The 15,832-nt window shown below is 75.9% G+C and carries 17 protein-coding genes and 2 pseudogenes; 7 read left to right on the forward strand and 12 right to left on the reverse strand.

The window, feature by feature from the left end; all coding sequences use genetic code 11:
* Window positions 1-130 precede the first annotated feature (130 nt).
* Window positions 131-1,120 carry a hypothetical protein gene (locus VR45_RS23890; protein ID WP_052709325.1) on the forward strand — a complete coding sequence of 330 codons (990 nt, stop codon included), beginning with the start codon at window positions 131-133 and terminating at the stop codon, window positions 1,118-1,120.
* A 114-nt stretch (window positions 1,121-1,234) separates the two neighbouring features.
* On the opposite strand, the gene VR45_RS23895 is transcribed toward VR45_RS23890, so the two are convergent.
* From VR45_RS23895 to VR45_RS23915, 6 genes are all read right to left on the reverse strand, one after another.
* Window positions 1,235-1,591, reverse strand: coding sequence for a hypothetical protein (locus tag VR45_RS23895; RefSeq protein WP_234326097.1), 357 nt, complete (start codon window positions 1,589-1,591; stop codon window positions 1,235-1,237).
* Between the two features lie 142 nt (window positions 1,592-1,733).
* The gene (locus tag VR45_RS47180; RefSeq protein ID WP_159394335.1) at window positions 1,734-1,895 is read right to left on the reverse strand and encodes a hypothetical protein; all 162 of its coding nucleotides are present in this window, start codon (window positions 1,893-1,895) and stop codon (window positions 1,734-1,736) included.
* A 157-nt stretch (window positions 1,896-2,052) separates the two neighbouring features.
* On the reverse strand, window positions 2,053-2,238 hold the full coding sequence (locus tag VR45_RS48950; protein WP_234326098.1) for a hypothetical protein: 186 nt from the start codon (window positions 2,236-2,238) through the stop codon (window positions 2,053-2,055).
* Window positions 2,235-3,455, reverse strand: a complete 1,221-nt coding sequence (locus tag VR45_RS23905) for a cytochrome P450 (protein WP_045941881.1) — start codon at window positions 3,453-3,455, stop codon at window positions 2,235-2,237. Before VR45_RS23905 ends, VR45_RS48950 begins: the two co-directional genes overlap by 4 nt.
* A 135-nt stretch (window positions 3,456-3,590) precedes the next feature.
* Window positions 3,591-3,818, reverse strand: coding sequence for a ferredoxin (locus VR45_RS23910; protein ID WP_051742458.1), 228 nt, complete (start codon window positions 3,816-3,818; stop codon window positions 3,591-3,593).
* A gap of 168 nt (window positions 3,819-3,986) precedes the next feature.
* The gene (locus VR45_RS23915) at window positions 3,987-5,594 is read right to left on the reverse strand and encodes an ATP-dependent DNA ligase (protein WP_063772539.1); all 1,608 of its coding nucleotides are present in this window, start codon (window positions 5,592-5,594) and stop codon (window positions 3,987-3,989) included.
* A 265-nt stretch (window positions 5,595-5,859) separates the two neighbouring features.
* Between VR45_RS23915 and VR45_RS23920 the strand changes: the two genes are divergently transcribed.
* The gene (locus VR45_RS23920) at window positions 5,860-6,405 is read left to right on the forward strand and encodes a GNAT family N-acetyltransferase (RefSeq protein ID WP_078896782.1); all 546 of its coding nucleotides are present in this window, start codon (window positions 5,860-5,862) and stop codon (window positions 6,403-6,405) included.
* A gap of 141 nt (window positions 6,406-6,546) precedes the next feature.
* Here VR45_RS23920 and VR45_RS23925 read toward each other — a convergent pair whose 3' ends face one another.
* Window positions 6,547-7,137, reverse strand: coding sequence for a hypothetical protein (locus VR45_RS23925; RefSeq protein WP_159394336.1), 591 nt, complete (start codon window positions 7,135-7,137; stop codon window positions 6,547-6,549).
* A 191-nt stretch (window positions 7,138-7,328) separates the two neighbouring features.
* Here VR45_RS23925 and VR45_RS23930 point away from each other — a divergent pair, with 191 nt between their 5' ends.
* The 3 genes and pseudogenes from VR45_RS23930 (at window position 7,329) to VR45_RS50635 (ending at window position 9,524) form a co-directional block, all read left to right on the forward strand.
* A complete protein-coding gene (locus VR45_RS23930; RefSeq protein WP_107084253.1) occupies window positions 7,329-7,694 on the forward strand; it encodes a CAP domain-containing protein in 366 nt (121 codons plus the stop codon).
* A 173-nt stretch (window positions 7,695-7,867) separates the two neighbouring features.
* Window positions 7,868-8,362: pseudogene (locus VR45_RS50630) on the forward strand (sigma-70 family RNA polymerase sigma factor); the annotation flags it as partial.
* A gap of 706 nt (window positions 8,363-9,068) precedes the next feature.
* Window positions 9,069-9,524, forward strand: coding sequence for a CAP domain-containing protein (locus tag VR45_RS50635; RefSeq protein WP_353612713.1), 456 nt, complete (start codon window positions 9,069-9,071; stop codon window positions 9,522-9,524).
* A 115-nt stretch (window positions 9,525-9,639) separates the two neighbouring features.
* Here the strand turns inward: VR45_RS50635 and VR45_RS23940 are convergent, their stop codons facing one another.
* The 4 genes from VR45_RS23940 to VR45_RS23955 form a co-directional block, all read right to left on the reverse strand.
* On the reverse strand, window positions 9,640-9,888 hold the full coding sequence (locus VR45_RS23940; protein WP_045941883.1) for a hypothetical protein: 249 nt from the start codon (window positions 9,886-9,888) through the stop codon (window positions 9,640-9,642).
* A gap of 43 nt (window positions 9,889-9,931) precedes the next feature.
* Window positions 9,932-10,939 (reverse strand): hypothetical protein, encoded by a 1,008-nt coding sequence (locus tag VR45_RS23945; RefSeq protein ID WP_045941884.1) that lies wholly within the window; start codon window positions 10,937-10,939, stop codon window positions 9,932-9,934.
* Window positions 10,926-11,447, reverse strand: coding sequence for a SigE family RNA polymerase sigma factor (locus VR45_RS23950; protein ID WP_045941885.1), 522 nt, complete (start codon window positions 11,445-11,447; stop codon window positions 10,926-10,928). The genes VR45_RS23945 and VR45_RS23950 overlap by 14 nt, the downstream gene beginning before the upstream one ends.
* Before the next feature lie 544 nt (window positions 11,448-11,991).
* Window positions 11,992-13,416 (reverse strand): M1 family metallopeptidase, encoded by a 1,425-nt coding sequence (locus VR45_RS23955; RefSeq protein ID WP_045941893.1) that lies wholly within the window; start codon window positions 13,414-13,416, stop codon window positions 11,992-11,994.
* Window positions 13,417-13,921: 505 nt separating this feature from the next.
* Here VR45_RS23955 and VR45_RS23960 point away from each other — a divergent pair.
* Window positions 13,922-14,827, forward strand: coding sequence for a carbohydrate kinase (locus tag VR45_RS23960; RefSeq protein ID WP_045941886.1), 906 nt, complete (start codon window positions 13,922-13,924; stop codon window positions 14,825-14,827).
* A gap of 111 nt (window positions 14,828-14,938) precedes the next feature.
* Window positions 14,939-15,424, forward strand: a complete 486-nt coding sequence (locus VR45_RS23965) for a hypothetical protein (protein WP_045941887.1) — start codon at window positions 14,939-14,941, stop codon at window positions 15,422-15,424.
* Between the two features lie 84 nt (window positions 15,425-15,508).
* Here the strand turns inward: VR45_RS23965 and VR45_RS23970 are convergent.
* A pseudogene (locus VR45_RS23970) lies at window positions 15,509-15,832 on the reverse strand (hypothetical protein); the annotation flags it as partial.

The raw sequence follows: 15,832 nt of genomic DNA on the forward strand, positions 1-15,832 counted from the left end.
GGCCGGACCTGCCGGGCCGGTCGGCCAGGGCGCCGCCGATACGCCGTAGGGACGAAGCCGTGGCCCTCCCGTCGCAGGACCGGGACACCCCCGGCGCGTACCGCCGCGCCGGGCCGGGTACGGCCACAGCATGGCAATCTTCAGGAAACCGGGGCGCTCCGGGCAGCCCGAGCCCACCGCAGACCGCGTCGCCGACGAGCTGGCCGGCCTGGTCGAGGAACTCGAACCGGGAGCTCCCGGCGCGCCCCCCGAGGGCGAGGCCGGGGAACTCGCCGAATACCGGGCGGGCGTCGAGCGCGGCCGTCGGCGCGGCGCCCAGCTGGTCTCCGACATCTCCCGCCGACTCGGCAGCGGCAGCCGGACGGCGGCCAAGGGCGCCGCGTTCGGCGGCCGCGCGCTGGCCGACCAACTGCTCCAGGCCGCGCCGCGCATCCCCGTCCGAGACCTCGCCACCCTGCGTGCGCAGCACCCCGGCGCCACCGACCCGGAGCAGCTCGCCGACCTGCTGGTCACCGGCGCGGGCCGGGCCTCCAGCGCGCTCGGCGCCGGTGTGGGCGCCGCCGCGATGCTCCCGGTACCGCCCGCGATGGCGGTGGAGATCGCCGCCGAGACGCTCGCCGTGGCGGCCGTCGAGGTCAAACTGATCGCCGAGCTGCACCAGGTCTACGGCCACCCCGCCCAGGGGACGGCCACCGAGAAGGCCACCGCCTACGTCATGGCCTGGGCCAACCGGCGCGGCATCGACGGCTCGCTGCTCGCCAAACCGGCCGGGCTGGCGGCGATGGCCCTCGGCAGCGAGGTCCGCCAGCAGGTCCGCCGCCGGCTCACCCGCAGTTCGCTGCGCCGGCTGCCCTCGCTGACCCCGCTGCTGGTCGGCGCGGGCATCGGGGCCACGGTCAATCTGCGGGACACCCGCAAGGTCGCGCGCGAGGTCCGCGCGGACCTGCGCGGGCGCCGCCCGGTCGACCCCGGGTACTGGGCGGCCGCCGCGCCGGCCCCGCGTCCGGAGAAGGAGGCGGGCAAGGGGCTCTCGAAGGGCCTCGGCAAGGGGCTGGTGAAGGGACTGGGCAAGAAGGGGCTCGGGAAGGGCACCGGGGCGGAGCCGGACGAGCGCCCGTGACACCGCACGCCCACGTGCCCGTGACACCGCACGCCCACGTCGTGGCCCGCCCGTGGCACGGAGCGGCCGGCCCCGCCCGGGGCCGGCCGCTCCGTGCCGAGGGTCGGTGCCGGGTCAGTCGGTCGGGGCCGCCGGGGCGCGGGAGCCCTTCCCGGTCTTGACGGCGTTCACCATCGCCTGGTGGACGGCCCGTGCGGTGGTCTCGTCGGCCGCCGGAACCGGGCTGCCGGCCACCGAGTACCAGTCCAGCGCGCCGGTGTACTGGACGGTGAGCCGCGCCTCGCCGTCCACCCAGGTGGTGTGCACGGTGAGGTCGCCCGAGATCGGGCCGACCTCGACGGTGGTCACCCCGCCCGGTCCGCTGATGATCGACTGGGTGGTCCAGGTGGCCCAGGAGGCCCGGGGGTCGACCGGCGGCTCCACCGGCCCCGCCGACCGCCCGGCCGCCGTGTCCTGCTGCTGTTCGGTCATGCGCCCATCCTCTCCGGCCGGTCCACCGCCGTACGGGCGGCAGTACCGGCGGTCGCGGAGGCCGCCCGCAGATCGGGCGGCCTCGTGGCAACGTCTCGGTTACTCGTCGGCGGCTCTTCGCAAACCTGTCGGTCCGGACGGATCAGCCGATCGCCCCCCGTTCATCCTCCGGCTCGCCCTCCGCCTGGGAGGTGTCCTGCGCGTGCAGGTTCTGCATCGAGGTGATGCCCTCCTCGGGGTCGGCCGCGCGGACGTCCTCGTCCTGGTCGACGCTCACCTCGGAGCGTGCGCTCATGTCGGTCATCGCGGGCTCCGTCTCCTCGGCCGGCCGGGGCGTCCGGGCCCGCCGCGCTACGCCGTGGTGGCGGGCGGCCGCCGGGCCGGTGCTCTGTTCCGCACCTCAAGCCTGCCTCCGCGCCCCGGCGAGGGCCAACCGGACCCGAGCGGCGGCCCGTCGCCGGTCACCGGCCGGGTCCGGTCGGGCCGACCTCGGTCACCATCCGGCGGGTCACCATCCGACCGGTCACCATCCGACCGGTCAGCACCCGACCGGTCACCATCCGACCGGTCAGCACCCGACCGGTCACCATCCGACCGGTCAGCACCCGACCGGTCACCATCCGACCGGTCAGCACCCGACCGGTCACCACCGGACCGGCAGCGCGCCCAGCCCGTAGATCAGCGCCTCGGTGCGGAACTCCAGCTCCTCCTCCGGCACCGCGAGCCGCAGCCCCGGCAGCCGCCGGAACAGCGTGGCCAGCGCGATCTGCAGTTCCGCCCGGGCCAGCGGCTGGCCCAGGCACTGGTGCACCCCGAAGCCGAAGGAGACGTGCCGGCGGGCCTCGCGGTCGAGGTCGACCTCGTCCACGCCCAGGTGGCCCTCGGTGCCGAAGAGCCCGTCGTCGCGGTTGGCGGTCGACAGCATCGCCATCACGCCGTCCCCCGCCCGGATCAGCGTGCCGCCGAGCTCGACGTCCTCCACCGCCAGCCGGGGGACACCGGTGTGCACGATGGTGAGCAGCCGCAGCAGCTCCTCCACCGCGCCGGGCACCGCCGCCGGATCGGCCAGCCGGGCCACCTGCTCCGGGTGGCGCAGCAGCAGGGCGGTGGAGAGCCCGATCATGTTGGCGGTGGTCTCGTGTCCGGCGACCAGCAGCAGCACCCCGGTCGAGGCGATCTCGCGCAGGGTGAGGTCCTCGCGGGTCACCAGCCGGCTGAGGATGTCGTCCCCGGGCTCGGTCCGCTTGCGTTCGGCGAGCCGGCCCAGGTAGTCCAGCAGCTCGTCCTGCGCCCGGGCCACGTCCCGGTCGTCGGCCTCGGTGGTGAGCAACAGCCGGCTGTTCGCCTGGAACTCCTCGCGGTCCTCGTAGGGGACGCCCAGCAGCAGGCAGATGACGAGGGAGGGCACCGGCAGGGCGAAGTCGGCGACCAGGTCGGCGGGCCCGTCCGGGCCGCCCCGGGCGATCATCCGGTCCAGCGCCTCGTCCACGATCTGCTGGATGCCGGGGCGCATCTCCTCCACCCGCTTGACCAGGAAGTCCCCGGTGACCATGCGGCGCAGCCGGGCGTGCTCGGGGTCGTCGAGGCGGAGGAAGGAGGGGTTGGCGGCGACGAGTTCACGCCGCCCCTCGGTGAGGAAGGGGAACGCGGGCCGGCGGGCGTCGGCGCTGAACCGGCGGTCCGAGAGCACCGTGCGGACCTCCTGGTAGCCGGTCACCAGCCAGCAGCGGGAGCCGTCCGGGAGTTCCGCGCGGCTGACCGGCCCGGTGCTCGCGGCCTCGGTGTAGGCGGGCGGCGGCGCGAACGGGCAGGCCGTGTCGTGCCGGGCCGGGATCAGGGTGACGGGAGCGGTGGGTGTGCTCAAGGTGGTCTCCTCGCGTGACAGGTGGGCCTGTGGCAGGCGGTGGGAGACGGCGGGCGGGCCGCGCCCGACGGTGGCCGCCGGGGGCGTCCGTCGTCGGGCTCGCCGAGCGGTCGTCGAGCGGTTGTCGAGCGATCGCTAGGCGGCGGTGCCGGCCCCGTCGTCCTCGGTGACGGTGATCGCGCCGCCGGGGCACAGCTCGGCGGCGAGGCGCACATCGGCGAACCGTGGCGCGGGTACGGCGCTCAGGAGGACTCGCACCAGGCCGTCCTGGTCGTCCTGTTCGAAGATCTCCGGCACGGTCATGACGCACTGGCCGGAGCTGCAGCAGCGGTCCCGTTCGACGTTCACGTGCATCGCGGACATCCCTCCCTGGTGTGGCACCGGATCCTCCGGGCCGTGCCGCCCCCGCTGTCGTCGTCAAACTAACCCCGACTCCCGTCGCACACGAAGAGAGCGTGGCCGCCTCGCGCAGAATGGCCGATTTGCCTCTGCTCGTGAACGAGTGTGAGGAAGAAGAAGTTTGATCGTGCGTCAGACGGGTTGTACCGGTCCGGTGTCCCCCGCGGCGTCCCCGTCGGCGGATCCCTCGGCGACCGCGATCCCCTCTGCCGCCGCGATCTCCCGGACGGTCGCGACGGTGTCGGCCTCGGCCGCGCTCTTGTCGGGCCGGTAGCGCACCACCCGGGCGAACCGCAGCGCCAGCCCGGCCGGATAGCGCGGGCTGCGCTGGACCCCGTCGAAGGCGATCTCCACGACCAGCTCCGGCCGCACCCGCACCGTCCAGGCGTCCCGCTCGACCTCGCGGGCGAGCAGGGCCTCGGTCTGCCGGGCGAGGGTCTCGTCGGTCAGGCCCTTGAAGGTCTTGCCGAGCATCACCCACGGGCCGAGGCCCGGCTCGCCGCCGGCCCGCGCCCCCAGGTGCAGATTGCTGAGGAAGCCCTGCCGCCGGCCGCTGCCCCACTCGGCGGCCAGCACCACCAGGTCCAGGGTGTGCCGGGGCTTGACCTTGATCCAGCCCGCGCCGCGCCGGCCGGCCCGGTAGCCCGCCGCCGGGTCCTTCACCAGGACCCCTTCGTGGCCGCGCGCCAGGGTGGCGCGGAAGAACGCGAGGGCCTCCTCCCGGTCGCCGGTCTCGGTGCGGGCCACCCGCAGTCCGGCCGGGACGGCCCCGGCCAGCGCGGCCCAGCGCTCCCGGGCGGGCCTGTCCACGAGGTCCTCGCCGTCCCGGTGCAGCAGGTCGAAGAAGTGCGGGCTGAGCGGGACCTCGGCGCGCAGCCGCTCCGGGTCCCGGCGGGCCGCGGTGCGGGCGGCGGTCTCCTGGAAGGGGCGCGGGCGGCCGTCCGGGCCGAGGGCGATCGCCTCGCCGTCCAGGACCGCCGACCGCACCGGGAGCGCCAGTGCGGCCTCCACCACCTCGGGCACCCGGGCGGTGATGTCGTCCAGGGACCGGGTGAAGACCCCGACGTCCGTGCCGTCCCGGTGCACCTGCACCCGGATCCCGTCCAGCTTCCACTCCAGCGCCGCCGGTCCGGGGAGGTGCTCCAGCGCCGCGCCGACGTCCGGCGCCGAGGCCGCCAGCATCGGCCGCACCGGTCGGCCCACCTCCAGCCGGAAGGCGGCCAGCGCGGGTTCCCCGCCGGTCAGCGCGGCCTCGGCGACCGCCCGCGCCGAACCACGGAACATCAGCGCCCGCCGCACCGTCGCCGCCGTCACCCCGGCGGCCCGGGCGACGGCGTCGGCGACCACCGCGTCCAGGGCCCCCTGGCGGAGGTCGCCGACCAGGACGGCGCGCAGGAAGGACTGCTCGACCTCGGTGGCGCGCTCGAACAGCCCGGCCAACAGTCGGTGCCGCTCGGCCCGGGCGCCCGTCCCGTGCACGGCCGCGATGGCCTCCAGGACCCGCTCCGTCTCGCGCACCCCCAGCACCGGGTCGGCGGCGGGCGGCGGCAGCTCGCGCAGGGCGGCCGGGCCGAGGCCGGTGCGCAGCCGCTGCGACTCGCCCGAGAGCAGGGCGACGGCCGAGGGCGCCTCGTCGGGGCCCAGCTCGCGCAGGCAGTCGGCCAGCAGTTCGGTCTTGGCCCGGCGGCCGGGCTCGGCGGCCACGGCGCGCGAGGTGAGGGCCAGGCGGTGGAGCAGCATTGGGGGCCTCCTCGGCGGGCGCGGCACGAACGGGGGAACGGGGTGCGGGCGGGCGTCCAGGATCGGTGATGCGGGCCGACCGCGCGCGGCGGGGAGGCCGGGCCGGGGATCCGGGGCGACTGCCACTCCGAAGCGGAGCGGACCCGCACTCGTACTTGGCCGTGCTGTCGATCGGCGCGGATCCGACGGAACGTCATGCTGTCCGGCATCCGCCTGTGCACGCACGGAACCGGCCGCGCGCCGGACCGCCAACGAGGAGCGCCCCATGCCGCCGACCAGCACCACGCCGATCAGCACCACGCCGACCGCCGAACACCCGACCGCCGAACACCCGACCGCCGGGCACCGGACCGCCGGGGGTTGGACCGTGGACGCGCCCACGGGCGCGGACTTCGCCGCCTGGCGGGAGCTGTTCCGGGGCTACTGCGACTTCTACGGGGTGCCCATGCCGGAGGAGAAGGCCGAGCTGGTCTGGTCCTGGCTCACCGACCCGGCGCACGAGCTGGACGGCCTGCTGGTGCGCGACACCGACGGCACCCCGGTCGGGCTGGCGCACTACCGGCCGTTCGTCCGTCCGCTGCACGGAGCGGTGGCCGGCTTCCTCGACGACCTGTTCGTGGCCCCGGCCGCGCGCGGCACCGGAGCGGTCGACCTCCTCCTCGCCCGGCTGCGCGCCATCGCCGCCGAGCGCGGCTGGAACACCGTCCGCTGGATCACCGCCGACGACAACCACCGGGCCCGCAGCAAGTACGACCAGGTCGCCACCCGGACCATGTTCGTCACCTACGACATGCCCCCGGCCGAAGCCTGACCGTCCCGGCGGACACGCTCTCGGGGGTGGAATCGACCGGTTCCGCCCCCGATCGGCGTTCCGGAGGCCCGGCCGTGGATGCGGCATCATGGCCAACCGCCGCCCCGCCGGTTCGTTCGGAAATCAGTTCGCACTTTTCCGTTATCCGCCCACCGCTCCGTGGTCTCCCAGGTGTCGGCACTCGTCCGACCGATCCGACGGACCAGAACACAGGAAGCGTGCGCAGGTGAACAGCGAAGACCGCACCACCATCCTCCCCGCGACCGGGCACCCCGCGGGTGCCGAGGGGCGCTCCGCGCGGCGTGCCGCCGAACGGCGGCGCGGCCACGGCTGGCGCCGCCGCCGGGGCGGGACGGTACCGATGATGGCCGTGGCCGCGGCCGTCGCCGGCACGAGCGTGATCGCCGCCCTGACCGGCGCCGGGTACGCGGTGTTCCGGGGCGAGGAGGGCAGCGACAACGGCTCGCAGGCGGTGGCGTACGAGCCGCTGGTCGCCGCCGAGGCCGGGGACGTGAACGGCATCCAGGTGCCCGGCGCGGGCGCGCCGGTCCAGGACCCGGCCCCGACCGACCAGGCCCGCGCGGCCACGGCCACCCCTCCCCCCAGCACCGCCCCGGCGACGCCCTCCGCCTCGGCCACTACTCCGGGGCACACCGCCTCCACGGCCCCGGCCACCGCGTCCGGCACGCCGCGCAACCCGACCGCGAGCCCGAGCACCTGTCTCTTATACACATCTCTGAGCGGGCTGGCAAGNGACCACCCCCGGCGGCACGGCGGGTGCTCCCGATCCGGGGAAGCCGACCGCCGCCCCCAGCACCGCCCCCACGACGGCCCCGAGCACGGCCAAGCCCTCGCCGACCGCCCCGCGTCCGACCGCCACCACCGCGCCGGGCGGTTCGTCGAACAGCTCCTTCGCCCAGCAGGTGGCGGACCTGGTCAACGTCCAGCGCTCGCAGGCCGGCTGCGGGCCGCTCACGGTGGACCCCAAGCTCACCACCGCCGCCCAGGTCCACAGCGACGACATGGCCGATCGCAGCTTCTTCGACCACGCCAGCCCCGAGGGCTACCACGCGGACCACCGCATCGAGGCGGCCGGCTACCGCTGGAGCAGCTGGGGCGAGAACATCGCGCGCGGGCAGAAGGACCCGGCGGCGGTGATGGAGTCGTGGATGAACAGCCCCGGCCACCGCGCCAACATCCTCAACTGCTCCTTCAAGCAGATCGGCGTCGGCGTCCGGACCGGTTCGGGCGGGCCCTGGTGGACCCAGGTCTTCGCCTCGCCGTCCTGAGGACCCGCCGCACCGCCCCGAGGAACCACCGTTCGGGCCCGCACGGGCCCGGCCGGTGGCCTCGCCGTCGGCCGATTTTCCGAATCCGCGCAAATTGTTGTTATCTGAGCACTCCCCAGCGGTCTCCGAGGAGGCAGTGGCGGACGGACGACAGCCGGACGGAGTGCGGACCCATGAACGTTGACGTGCAGAGCAGGGCCGGGACGACCCTCGTGCGCGCGGCCCAGGCGGGCGACCCGCAGGCGCGCGAGGCGCTGGTCGCGGCCTGGTTCCCGTTGGTCTACAACGTCGCCGGCCGGGCGTTGAACGGCCACGCCGACGTGGACGACATCGCGCAGGAGACCATGATCCGGGCCCTCGACGGCCTGGAGGGGCTGCGCGACCCGGGGGCGTTCCGGTCCTGGCTGGTCGCGATCACCATGAACCAGGTCCGCAGCCGGTCGACCGGCCAGCAGCAGGCGGCCGTCGGCGGCCTGGACGAGAGCTGGGAGCTGGCCGACCCGCGCGCGGACTTCACCGACCTGACCATCCTCCGGCTCGGTCTCTCCGGCCAGCGCCGGGAGGTCGCCGAGGCCACCCGCTGGCTGGACCCGGACGACAAGGAACTGCTCGCCCTCTGGTGGCTGGAGGCCTCCGGCGAACTCACCCGCGCCGAACTCGCCGAGGCACTCGACCTGACGCCGCAGCACACCGCCGTCCGTGTCCAGCGGATGAAGAAGCAGCTGGAGGCCGGCCGCGTGGTGGTCCGGGCGCTCACCGCCTATCCCCGCTGCCCGGAGCTCGCCGAGGTGATGACGGGGTGGGACGGCACGCCGAACTCGGTCTGGCGCAAGCGCATAGCCCGGCACATCCGCGGCTGCCAGGCCTGCGACGGCCTGGGGCGCGACCTGTTCCCGGCGGAGGGGCTGCTGGCCGGGCTGGCGCTGGTGCCGGTACCGATGGACGCGCCGAGCGGGCTCGCGTTCCAGGCCGCCGGAGCCACGGCCGGGACTCCGGGCGCCGGATCCGGCGCGGTCCCGGGCGACGGTGGCGCGGCCGGAGGATCCACCGGGGCCGGTACCGGCGGGACTCCGCCCAGCGGTGCCGGTACTCCGCCCACCGACCCGGCCGGCGGACCGGGCGGTTGGACGGACCTGGCCCGCCGCAAGAGCGTGCTGGCGGGCGGGACGGCGGTGGTGCTCGCGGCGGCGACGCTCGCGATGGTCTGGCCCCAGCCCACGCAGCCGACCGCGCCCGCGCCGGAACCGACCACCCCGGCCAGTGCCCCGGACGCCCCGGTGCCGCCGGTCGAGACAGCCGTCACGCCGACGCCGGAGACCACGCCGCCCGCTCCGGTCACGGTCGCCCACGGTCGCCCCGGTCGAGGTGCCGCCCGTGCCGAGCGCCTCGGCGGCGGTGACCCCGACCGCGACCCCGGCCGCCGCCCGGCCGACCACGACCCCGCCGAGCCTGGAGCGACAGCTGGTCGACCTGGTCAACGCGGAGCGGGGCCGACGCGGCTGCGGCCCGTTGCGGATCGACCCCAAACTGCACGCGGCCGCCCAGAAGCACTCCGAGGACATGGTCGCCCGGAACTTCTTCGACCACCTCGCCCCCGACGGCACCCGGGCGGACGCCCGGCTCAACGCGGCCGGCTACCGCTGGTCGCAGTGGGGCGAGAACCTCGACCGCGGCCCGAGCGCCCCGGCGGTGGTCTTCTCCCGCTGGATGGACGGCGGCATCCACCAGTCCAACATGCTGGACTGCGCGTTCAAGGACGTCGGCATCGGTGTGACCACCGGCCCGGCCGGGCTCTACTGGACCCAGGACCTGGGCGCCCCGCTCGGCTGACGGGCGGCGCACCGCCCGCCCGGCGGACCGGGCCCAGCAGTGGATCGGGCCTACCGGCGGGCGGGTGTACCAACGCTGCGCCCGGGTGGGCGGCCGAACCGTGCCGGGTGCTCCGTCAGGACGGGAGGCCGACCAGCCCGGGGGCCTCGCCCGTGACATGGCCGGTAGCCTGGCCGACCACACCGCCGGCGTCGCCGACCTGCCCCGGCAGCATGTCCGGGGCCGAGGCGAGGGGCCCGCCCTGGAGCGGCCCGGTCAGATCACCCTGGCCGCCGAGGGCGGCGGCATGGGCGGCGGGAGCGGTCAGGGAGGCCACGACGCCGACGGCGAGCGAGGCGACGGCCAGCATGCTGCGCTTCTTCATGCCCCGTCCAACGAGGCTCCGCCACCCGGGTTACGGGAGACCGTCAGCCCGTCGAGGTGATCGGGCTGTTCGTCGCCGCCCCGAACAGGCGCACCGAGGCGGTGAGCCGGTACACCGTGCTCAGGGTCTCCTGCGACGGGCGCCGCAGGCAGGCCGACAGCTCCACGACCTCCGGCTGCCCGTTCGGGATGACCACCTGCTGCGCGACGAGCTGCCGGGTGCCGCCGTGGGTCGCGCAGTCCTTGTCGACCTCGGCGTCCCGGAGCAGCACCGACCGGCTCGCGGCCTCGGTGGCCAGCTTCTCGTCCCGGACCACCCGGACCGAGACGATCGCCGAGTTGTCGAGCAGCCCCCCCGCGGCGAGACACACGGGCGGCTGCGCGCCGTTGCGGATCTGGCAGCCGGGCTCCCGGGCCAGTGGCTGGGAGGCGATGTAACCGACGGACTCCGGCCGTCCGGCCGTGGCGAGGAGGGTGAGGTCGAACCAGGTGTTCGGCAGATCAAGGATCACCCCGTCCAGCGGGGTGAACCGGGTCGGCCGGAGCGGACCGGCGGCGTCGCCCGTCGGGTCCTCGGTCGCGCCGCCGTCGGCCCCCACGCTCGGGGAGTCGGCCGGCGAGGGGCTCCTCGGGGCGCTCGAACCCGGGCCGGGGGAGGCGCTCGCCGAGGCCTCGGGGGAGCCGGCGGGCGCACCGGTCGACGCATCGGCGGGCGGGATCGCGCCGAGGGCCGGTCCCGAGGCGGCGGGGCCGAGCACGGTGCCCGTCGGGCCGGGCGCGAGCGCCGGTGCGGCGGCCAGCACGGCCGCGGTCAGGCCGACCGCGAGTCCGGCCGCGAGAGCCGCCCGCCGTCGGCGCCGCCGGGCCAGGGCAGCCCGCGCCAGCACCCGTTCCATCCGGTCCGCGGGCGCCGACAGGTGGGGCGCGGCCAGCTGGAGCAGCACCCGCAGCTCGTCCGCCACCTCGTGGTCGTCGGCCACCGCCCGGTCCAGGGCCGTCTCGCGGTCGAGGGCCGCCTCGCGTTCCCACGCGGCGAAGTCATGCTCCGTCACGACGACCCCCGTCCAGCAGCAGCTCCCTGGCCGGAAGCTTGCCGCGCAGCGCCTGCAGGGCGCGGTGTGTCTGGCTCTTGACGGTGCCCGTGGTGCAGCCCAGCGCCTCGGCGGTGTCCTCCACGCTGAGGTCCTCGAAGAACCTCAGCACCACCACGGCCCGCTGCCGGGCCGGGAGCGCCCGCACCGCGGCGGCGACCACCTGGCCGGTCACCACCGAGTCGAACGGGTCGGCGACCGTCGGCGGCTCCGGCAGCCGGTCGTGCGGCAGCTCGCCCTGCCAGCGGCGGCGCCACCAGGAGACGTGCGAGTTCACCAGTACCCGGCGGACGTACGCCTCGGGCCGGTCGATCGAGACCTGCTCCCAGCGCGGCCAGACCTTGGCCAGAGCCGTCTGGAGCAGGTCCTCGGCCAGGTACGGGTCGCCGGTCAGCAGCCATGCCATCCGGAGCAGCCGAGGGCTGCGCGCGGCGACGAACTCCTCGAAGTCCGGTCTCGCTTCGCTCATCCCGACGCCCCCGCCATGCCGCTCCCGCCACCGTATCCGTCATCCGCGCCGCCAGGTCGGTGGCGGCGGTCCTGCCGGTCGGCCGTGGCCGCCGGGTCCTCGCTCTCGTTCTCACGGCTGCTGAACGCGCTGGGGTCGGCGCCGGGTTGCCTGTCCGACCGGGCTATTTTCGCGGGTGGCCAGGTCGGCACCCACGGCGGGGTCGGCCGGGGCGGCCCGCGACGGCCGTACCGGCCCGGCACGGGGGCGGGCACGGGGCGGCAGAAGGCGGCGGCCCGGGGCGGGCGCGAACGCTGGACGGCCCGCGAGCCGGCCGGGACTCGGCCGGGCGGCGAGCGGGCCGTGGTCACCACGATCCGCTCGTCACCGGTCGCCGCCAAGGGCGCGCGAAGGGCGCCCGGGCGCACCGGCCGGGCGCGCCCGGGTGAGTCCCGGCTCCGGCCCGGCCCTGCGCCGGTCCGCCCTCCGACCGTCTCCCGCCCGCTCTCCGCCCGTCCCCGGCCCGCTTCCCGCCGTCCCGGCCCGTCGGCGCGGCCGGCCGCCGTCAGAGCGTCCCCGAGCCCTTCGGCACACCTCCCGTCCGCCGTGCCGCACCCGGATCGACCGGATCCACCGTCCAGTCGGGGTGCCCCGGCATGGGCGGGGTCCGCTCGCCGTAGAGCCAGTCGCGCAGGAAGCCGCCGAGCGACTGCCCGGAGACCTCGTCCGCCGTGCGCAGGAAGTCCGCGGTGGTGGCGGTGCTGCTCCGGTGCCGCCGCAGGAAGACCTGCTCGATCCGGTCGAACACCTCGGGCCCGACCCGCTCCCGCAGCGCGAACAGCACCAGCGCGCCGCCGGTGTACCGCTGGCTGTCGAACAGCGTCGCGGCGGTCGGCGCGGCCACCGGCCCGGAGTCGTGGCGCCACTGGTCGCCCTGGGCGTAGACGCTCCGCATCCGGTCGGCGAGGGTGGTGAAGCCGCCGGAGTCCGGCCAGCCGCGCTCGTAGCGGTACATCAGACCGTAGAAGTCGGCGTGGCCCTCGTTCAGCCAGAGATCGGCCCAGGTGCCCGGGGTGACGCTGTTCCCGAACCACGAGTGGACCAGCTCGTGCATCATGTGCGAGCCGATCTGCCGCTCCGGCTGGCGCAGGAAGTTCGGCTTGTAGAGCGTGAGCGTCTGCGTCTCCAGCCCGGTGAAGTCGAACGCCGCCGGGTCGTCGGTGTCGGCGGGCAGCAGCCCGTACGTCTCGAACGGGAACGGTCCGAGGTGCTGCTCGGCCCAGCCCAGCTGGCCGGGGGTCAGGGCGAGGGCGGGCTCCAGGTCGGCCGCCCGTGCGGTGGGCACGACGTCGCGCAGCGGCAGCCCGTCGGGGCCCTGGCGCTCACGGACCGTGTAGCGGCCCACCGAGGCCTGGAGCAGCTCCCCGTACAGCTCGTCCGGTGCGGTGACGGCGACGGTGAAGCGGGCCTTGTCGCCCGGCCGGTCGTTGCACGGGAACACGGTGTGCGCGCCGTCCGGCTGGCCGGCCACCGCGAAGCCGTCCGGCGTCACCACCCAGCCCGTGTGCGGCAGCGCGGCCCTCGGGTCGGCGGTGTACTCGACCTCGACCCGCAGCGGGGCCCCGGCCCGGACCGGCCGCGCCGGGACCACGGTCAGCTTCTCGTCGTGCGTCCGGAAGCCGGCCGGGCGCCCGTCGACCCGGACGGCGTGCACGTCCAGGCCGAGCGCGTCCAGTTCCAGGCTCGGCAGCGCGGTGCGGGCGCGGGCGGTCATCGCCATGGTGGCGTCGACCGTCCTGGTCGTGGGGCGGTAGGTGAACGCGAGGTCGTAGGAGTGGGCGTCGTAGGCGGTGGTGCCGAGCGCGGGGAAGACCGGGTCCCCCGTCCCCGGCGGACCCGCGCCCGGGCTGTCCGCGGCCGCCGGGGCCAGACCGAGCGGTACCGCCGCGAGCGCGAGCGCGGCGGCGAGGACGGAACGGTGCCAGGACAAGGTGATCACCTCTCTCGTGTCGGACGGTCCCGCGCGCCGGCCCGGGCGGGCCCGTTCCGGTGAGCGATCTTCCGGGCACGGACCGTAGCAGAGCCCTCCGACAATCCCCGCCCCCACCGCTCCGACCTGCGCGGACCGCCCCGGGCCCGTCGGCCCCGGACCTGGCGACACGCGGCCGTCCCCCGGACGGCCCACCATGGTGGCCGAGCGGCTGCGCGGTGTCTTACCTTCGAAGAGCCCCACCCCCTGACGGGCGGGGCCACGGCCGTCGGAGAACCTGGCCAGGTCCGGCGGCCGTACTCATGCCCGCGTGCGGAGCCGATGCCCCCCCCGCATCCGCTCCGCACGCGCGCAGCCCTTCCCCGCCGGGCAGTCCTTCCCACCGCGCACCCCTTCCCGCCGCGCGTACCGCTCCTCCGGGCCCCGCAGGCCACCTCGTAGGCTGGGCAGCCGCGCCGGCCGCCCGCAGCCCCCGCCGGCGCACCGGACCGGCAGGAGCAGCCCCGTGACCAGCCCGCACTTCGTGGTGATCGGCGAGTGCGTCGCCGACGTCGTCCGCACCGACGGCGCTCCCGACGTCGTCCACCCCGGCGGCAGCCCGGCCAACGTCGCCTACGGGCTGGCCCGGCTGGGCGAGCCCGTCGCGCTGCTCACCCAGCTCGCCGACGACCCGTACGGCCGACTGATCCGCGGGCACCTGGAGTCCGCCGGCGTCGCCCTGCTGTCCGGATCCGGGGCGGAATCACCGGCGGGAGCGGCGGACATCCCGCGCACCCCGTCGGCGGTCGTGCGGCTGGACGAGCGGGGGCGGGCGCAGTACACCTTCGACATCGGCTGGACCCTCCCGCCGGTCGAACTGCCCTTCCCGCCGGGGCACTTGCACATCGGATCGATCGCCGCCGTCACCGGACCGGGAGCGGCGGCGGTGCTCGCCCTGGTCGAACGGTGGCGCGGCCGGGCCGGCGTGAGCTACGACCCCAACGTGCGGCCCGCGCTGATGGGCGAGCACGGCGAGGCCGTCCGCCGGGTGGAGCGCTGCGCGGCGCTCGCCGACCTGGTCAAGGCCAGCGACGAGGACCTCGCCTGGCTCTACCCCGGCCGGGACCCGGAGGAGGTGGCCCGGCACTGGCTCGGCCTCGGTCCGGCCACCGTCGCGGTCACCCGCGGGCCGGCCGGAGCCTTCGCGCTCACCGTCGACGGCCGCCGCGCCGAGGCGCCCGCCCGCACGGTCGAGGTCGCCGACACGGTGGGCGCGGGCGACGCCTTCACCGCCGCCCTCCTGCACGCCCGCCGCGCCGGCGCGGGCCTCGACACCGCCCTCGCCCGCGCCACGGCCGCCGCCACCCTGACGGTCACTCGCCCCGGGGCGACGCCGCCGGACGCGGCCGAGCTGGCGTCGGTCCTCGGCTGAGACCGCCGCCTGGGCGGGGCCGTGAACGGAGGAATTCACCGGGGCCCGGGTGTTCGCCGGTGCTATGTTCCGGTCGCGGATCGAACGGCGGGTGCGGGAGTTGGGGGAGCGTTGCTGGAATCGCTGATCACGACCGCGGCCGGAGCGGCCTCGGCGACCGTGGGCGTGCTGGTGGGCGGACTGGTGACCCGACGGGGCCAGGACCGTCAGTGGTCGCGGGACCAGCAACTGCTCGCCTACCAGGAACTCCTGAGCCACTACGCCAGGTTCACGATGGTGCTCAAGCGCGCCCACGCCGACCGGAGCGGCTGGGACTACGACTGGGCCGAGTGGAGCGCCGTGCTGACGCGGGTCGGCCTGGTCGCCCCGGTGGAGGTCGCGCGCGAGGTCGACCACTTCGGCCGGGCGGTCGACCGTTTCCTGGACCGCGTCGCCCGTGAGGTCGACACGGTCAGGGCGCCGCTCGGCGAGGAGGAGTTCCTGGCGGCCGGTGCGGAGGTGGCCCGGGCGCAGACGCGACTGGTCAACGCGATGCGGCGGTCACTCGGCGGTGGCCGGAAGGCGTTGACCTTCTGGATCGGAGGATCGCACGCCTAGCAGGCGGATCGTGGAGCGCTCTGATCGCGGAGCTTTCTGCTCCCGGACCGCCGTGATCGCGGACCGCCGTGCTCCCGGACCGGGTCAGCCGGGGGTGCCGTCGACCGCGCCCAACGGGCGGGTCAGCTGGGTCCCGGAGTCGAAGCTGCGGGCGGCCGTGAAGGTGCCGGTGAGGTCCGGGTGGCGGCCGAGGGTGGCGTGGGCGAGGGACACCTCCTCCGGGGTGAGGCGGCGGGTGAGACCCAGGTGCGGGGACCAGCGGCCGGGAACGTAGTAGGGGGACGGTTCCTCGGCGCCGTCCAGGAGCTCCCAGACGCGCCGGTGGAGCTGCACCAGTTCGACCGTGGGGACGATCGCCCAGCTGAGCACCCGGCGCCGGCTGCGGGCCGCGAAGGACAGCAGGCCGGT

It is taken from the genome of Streptomyces sp. NRRL S-495, assembly GCF_000966955.1.
In the GTDB taxonomy this organism is placed as follows: Bacteria; Actinomycetota; Actinomycetes; order Streptomycetales; family Streptomycetaceae; genus Kitasatospora; species Kitasatospora purpeofusca.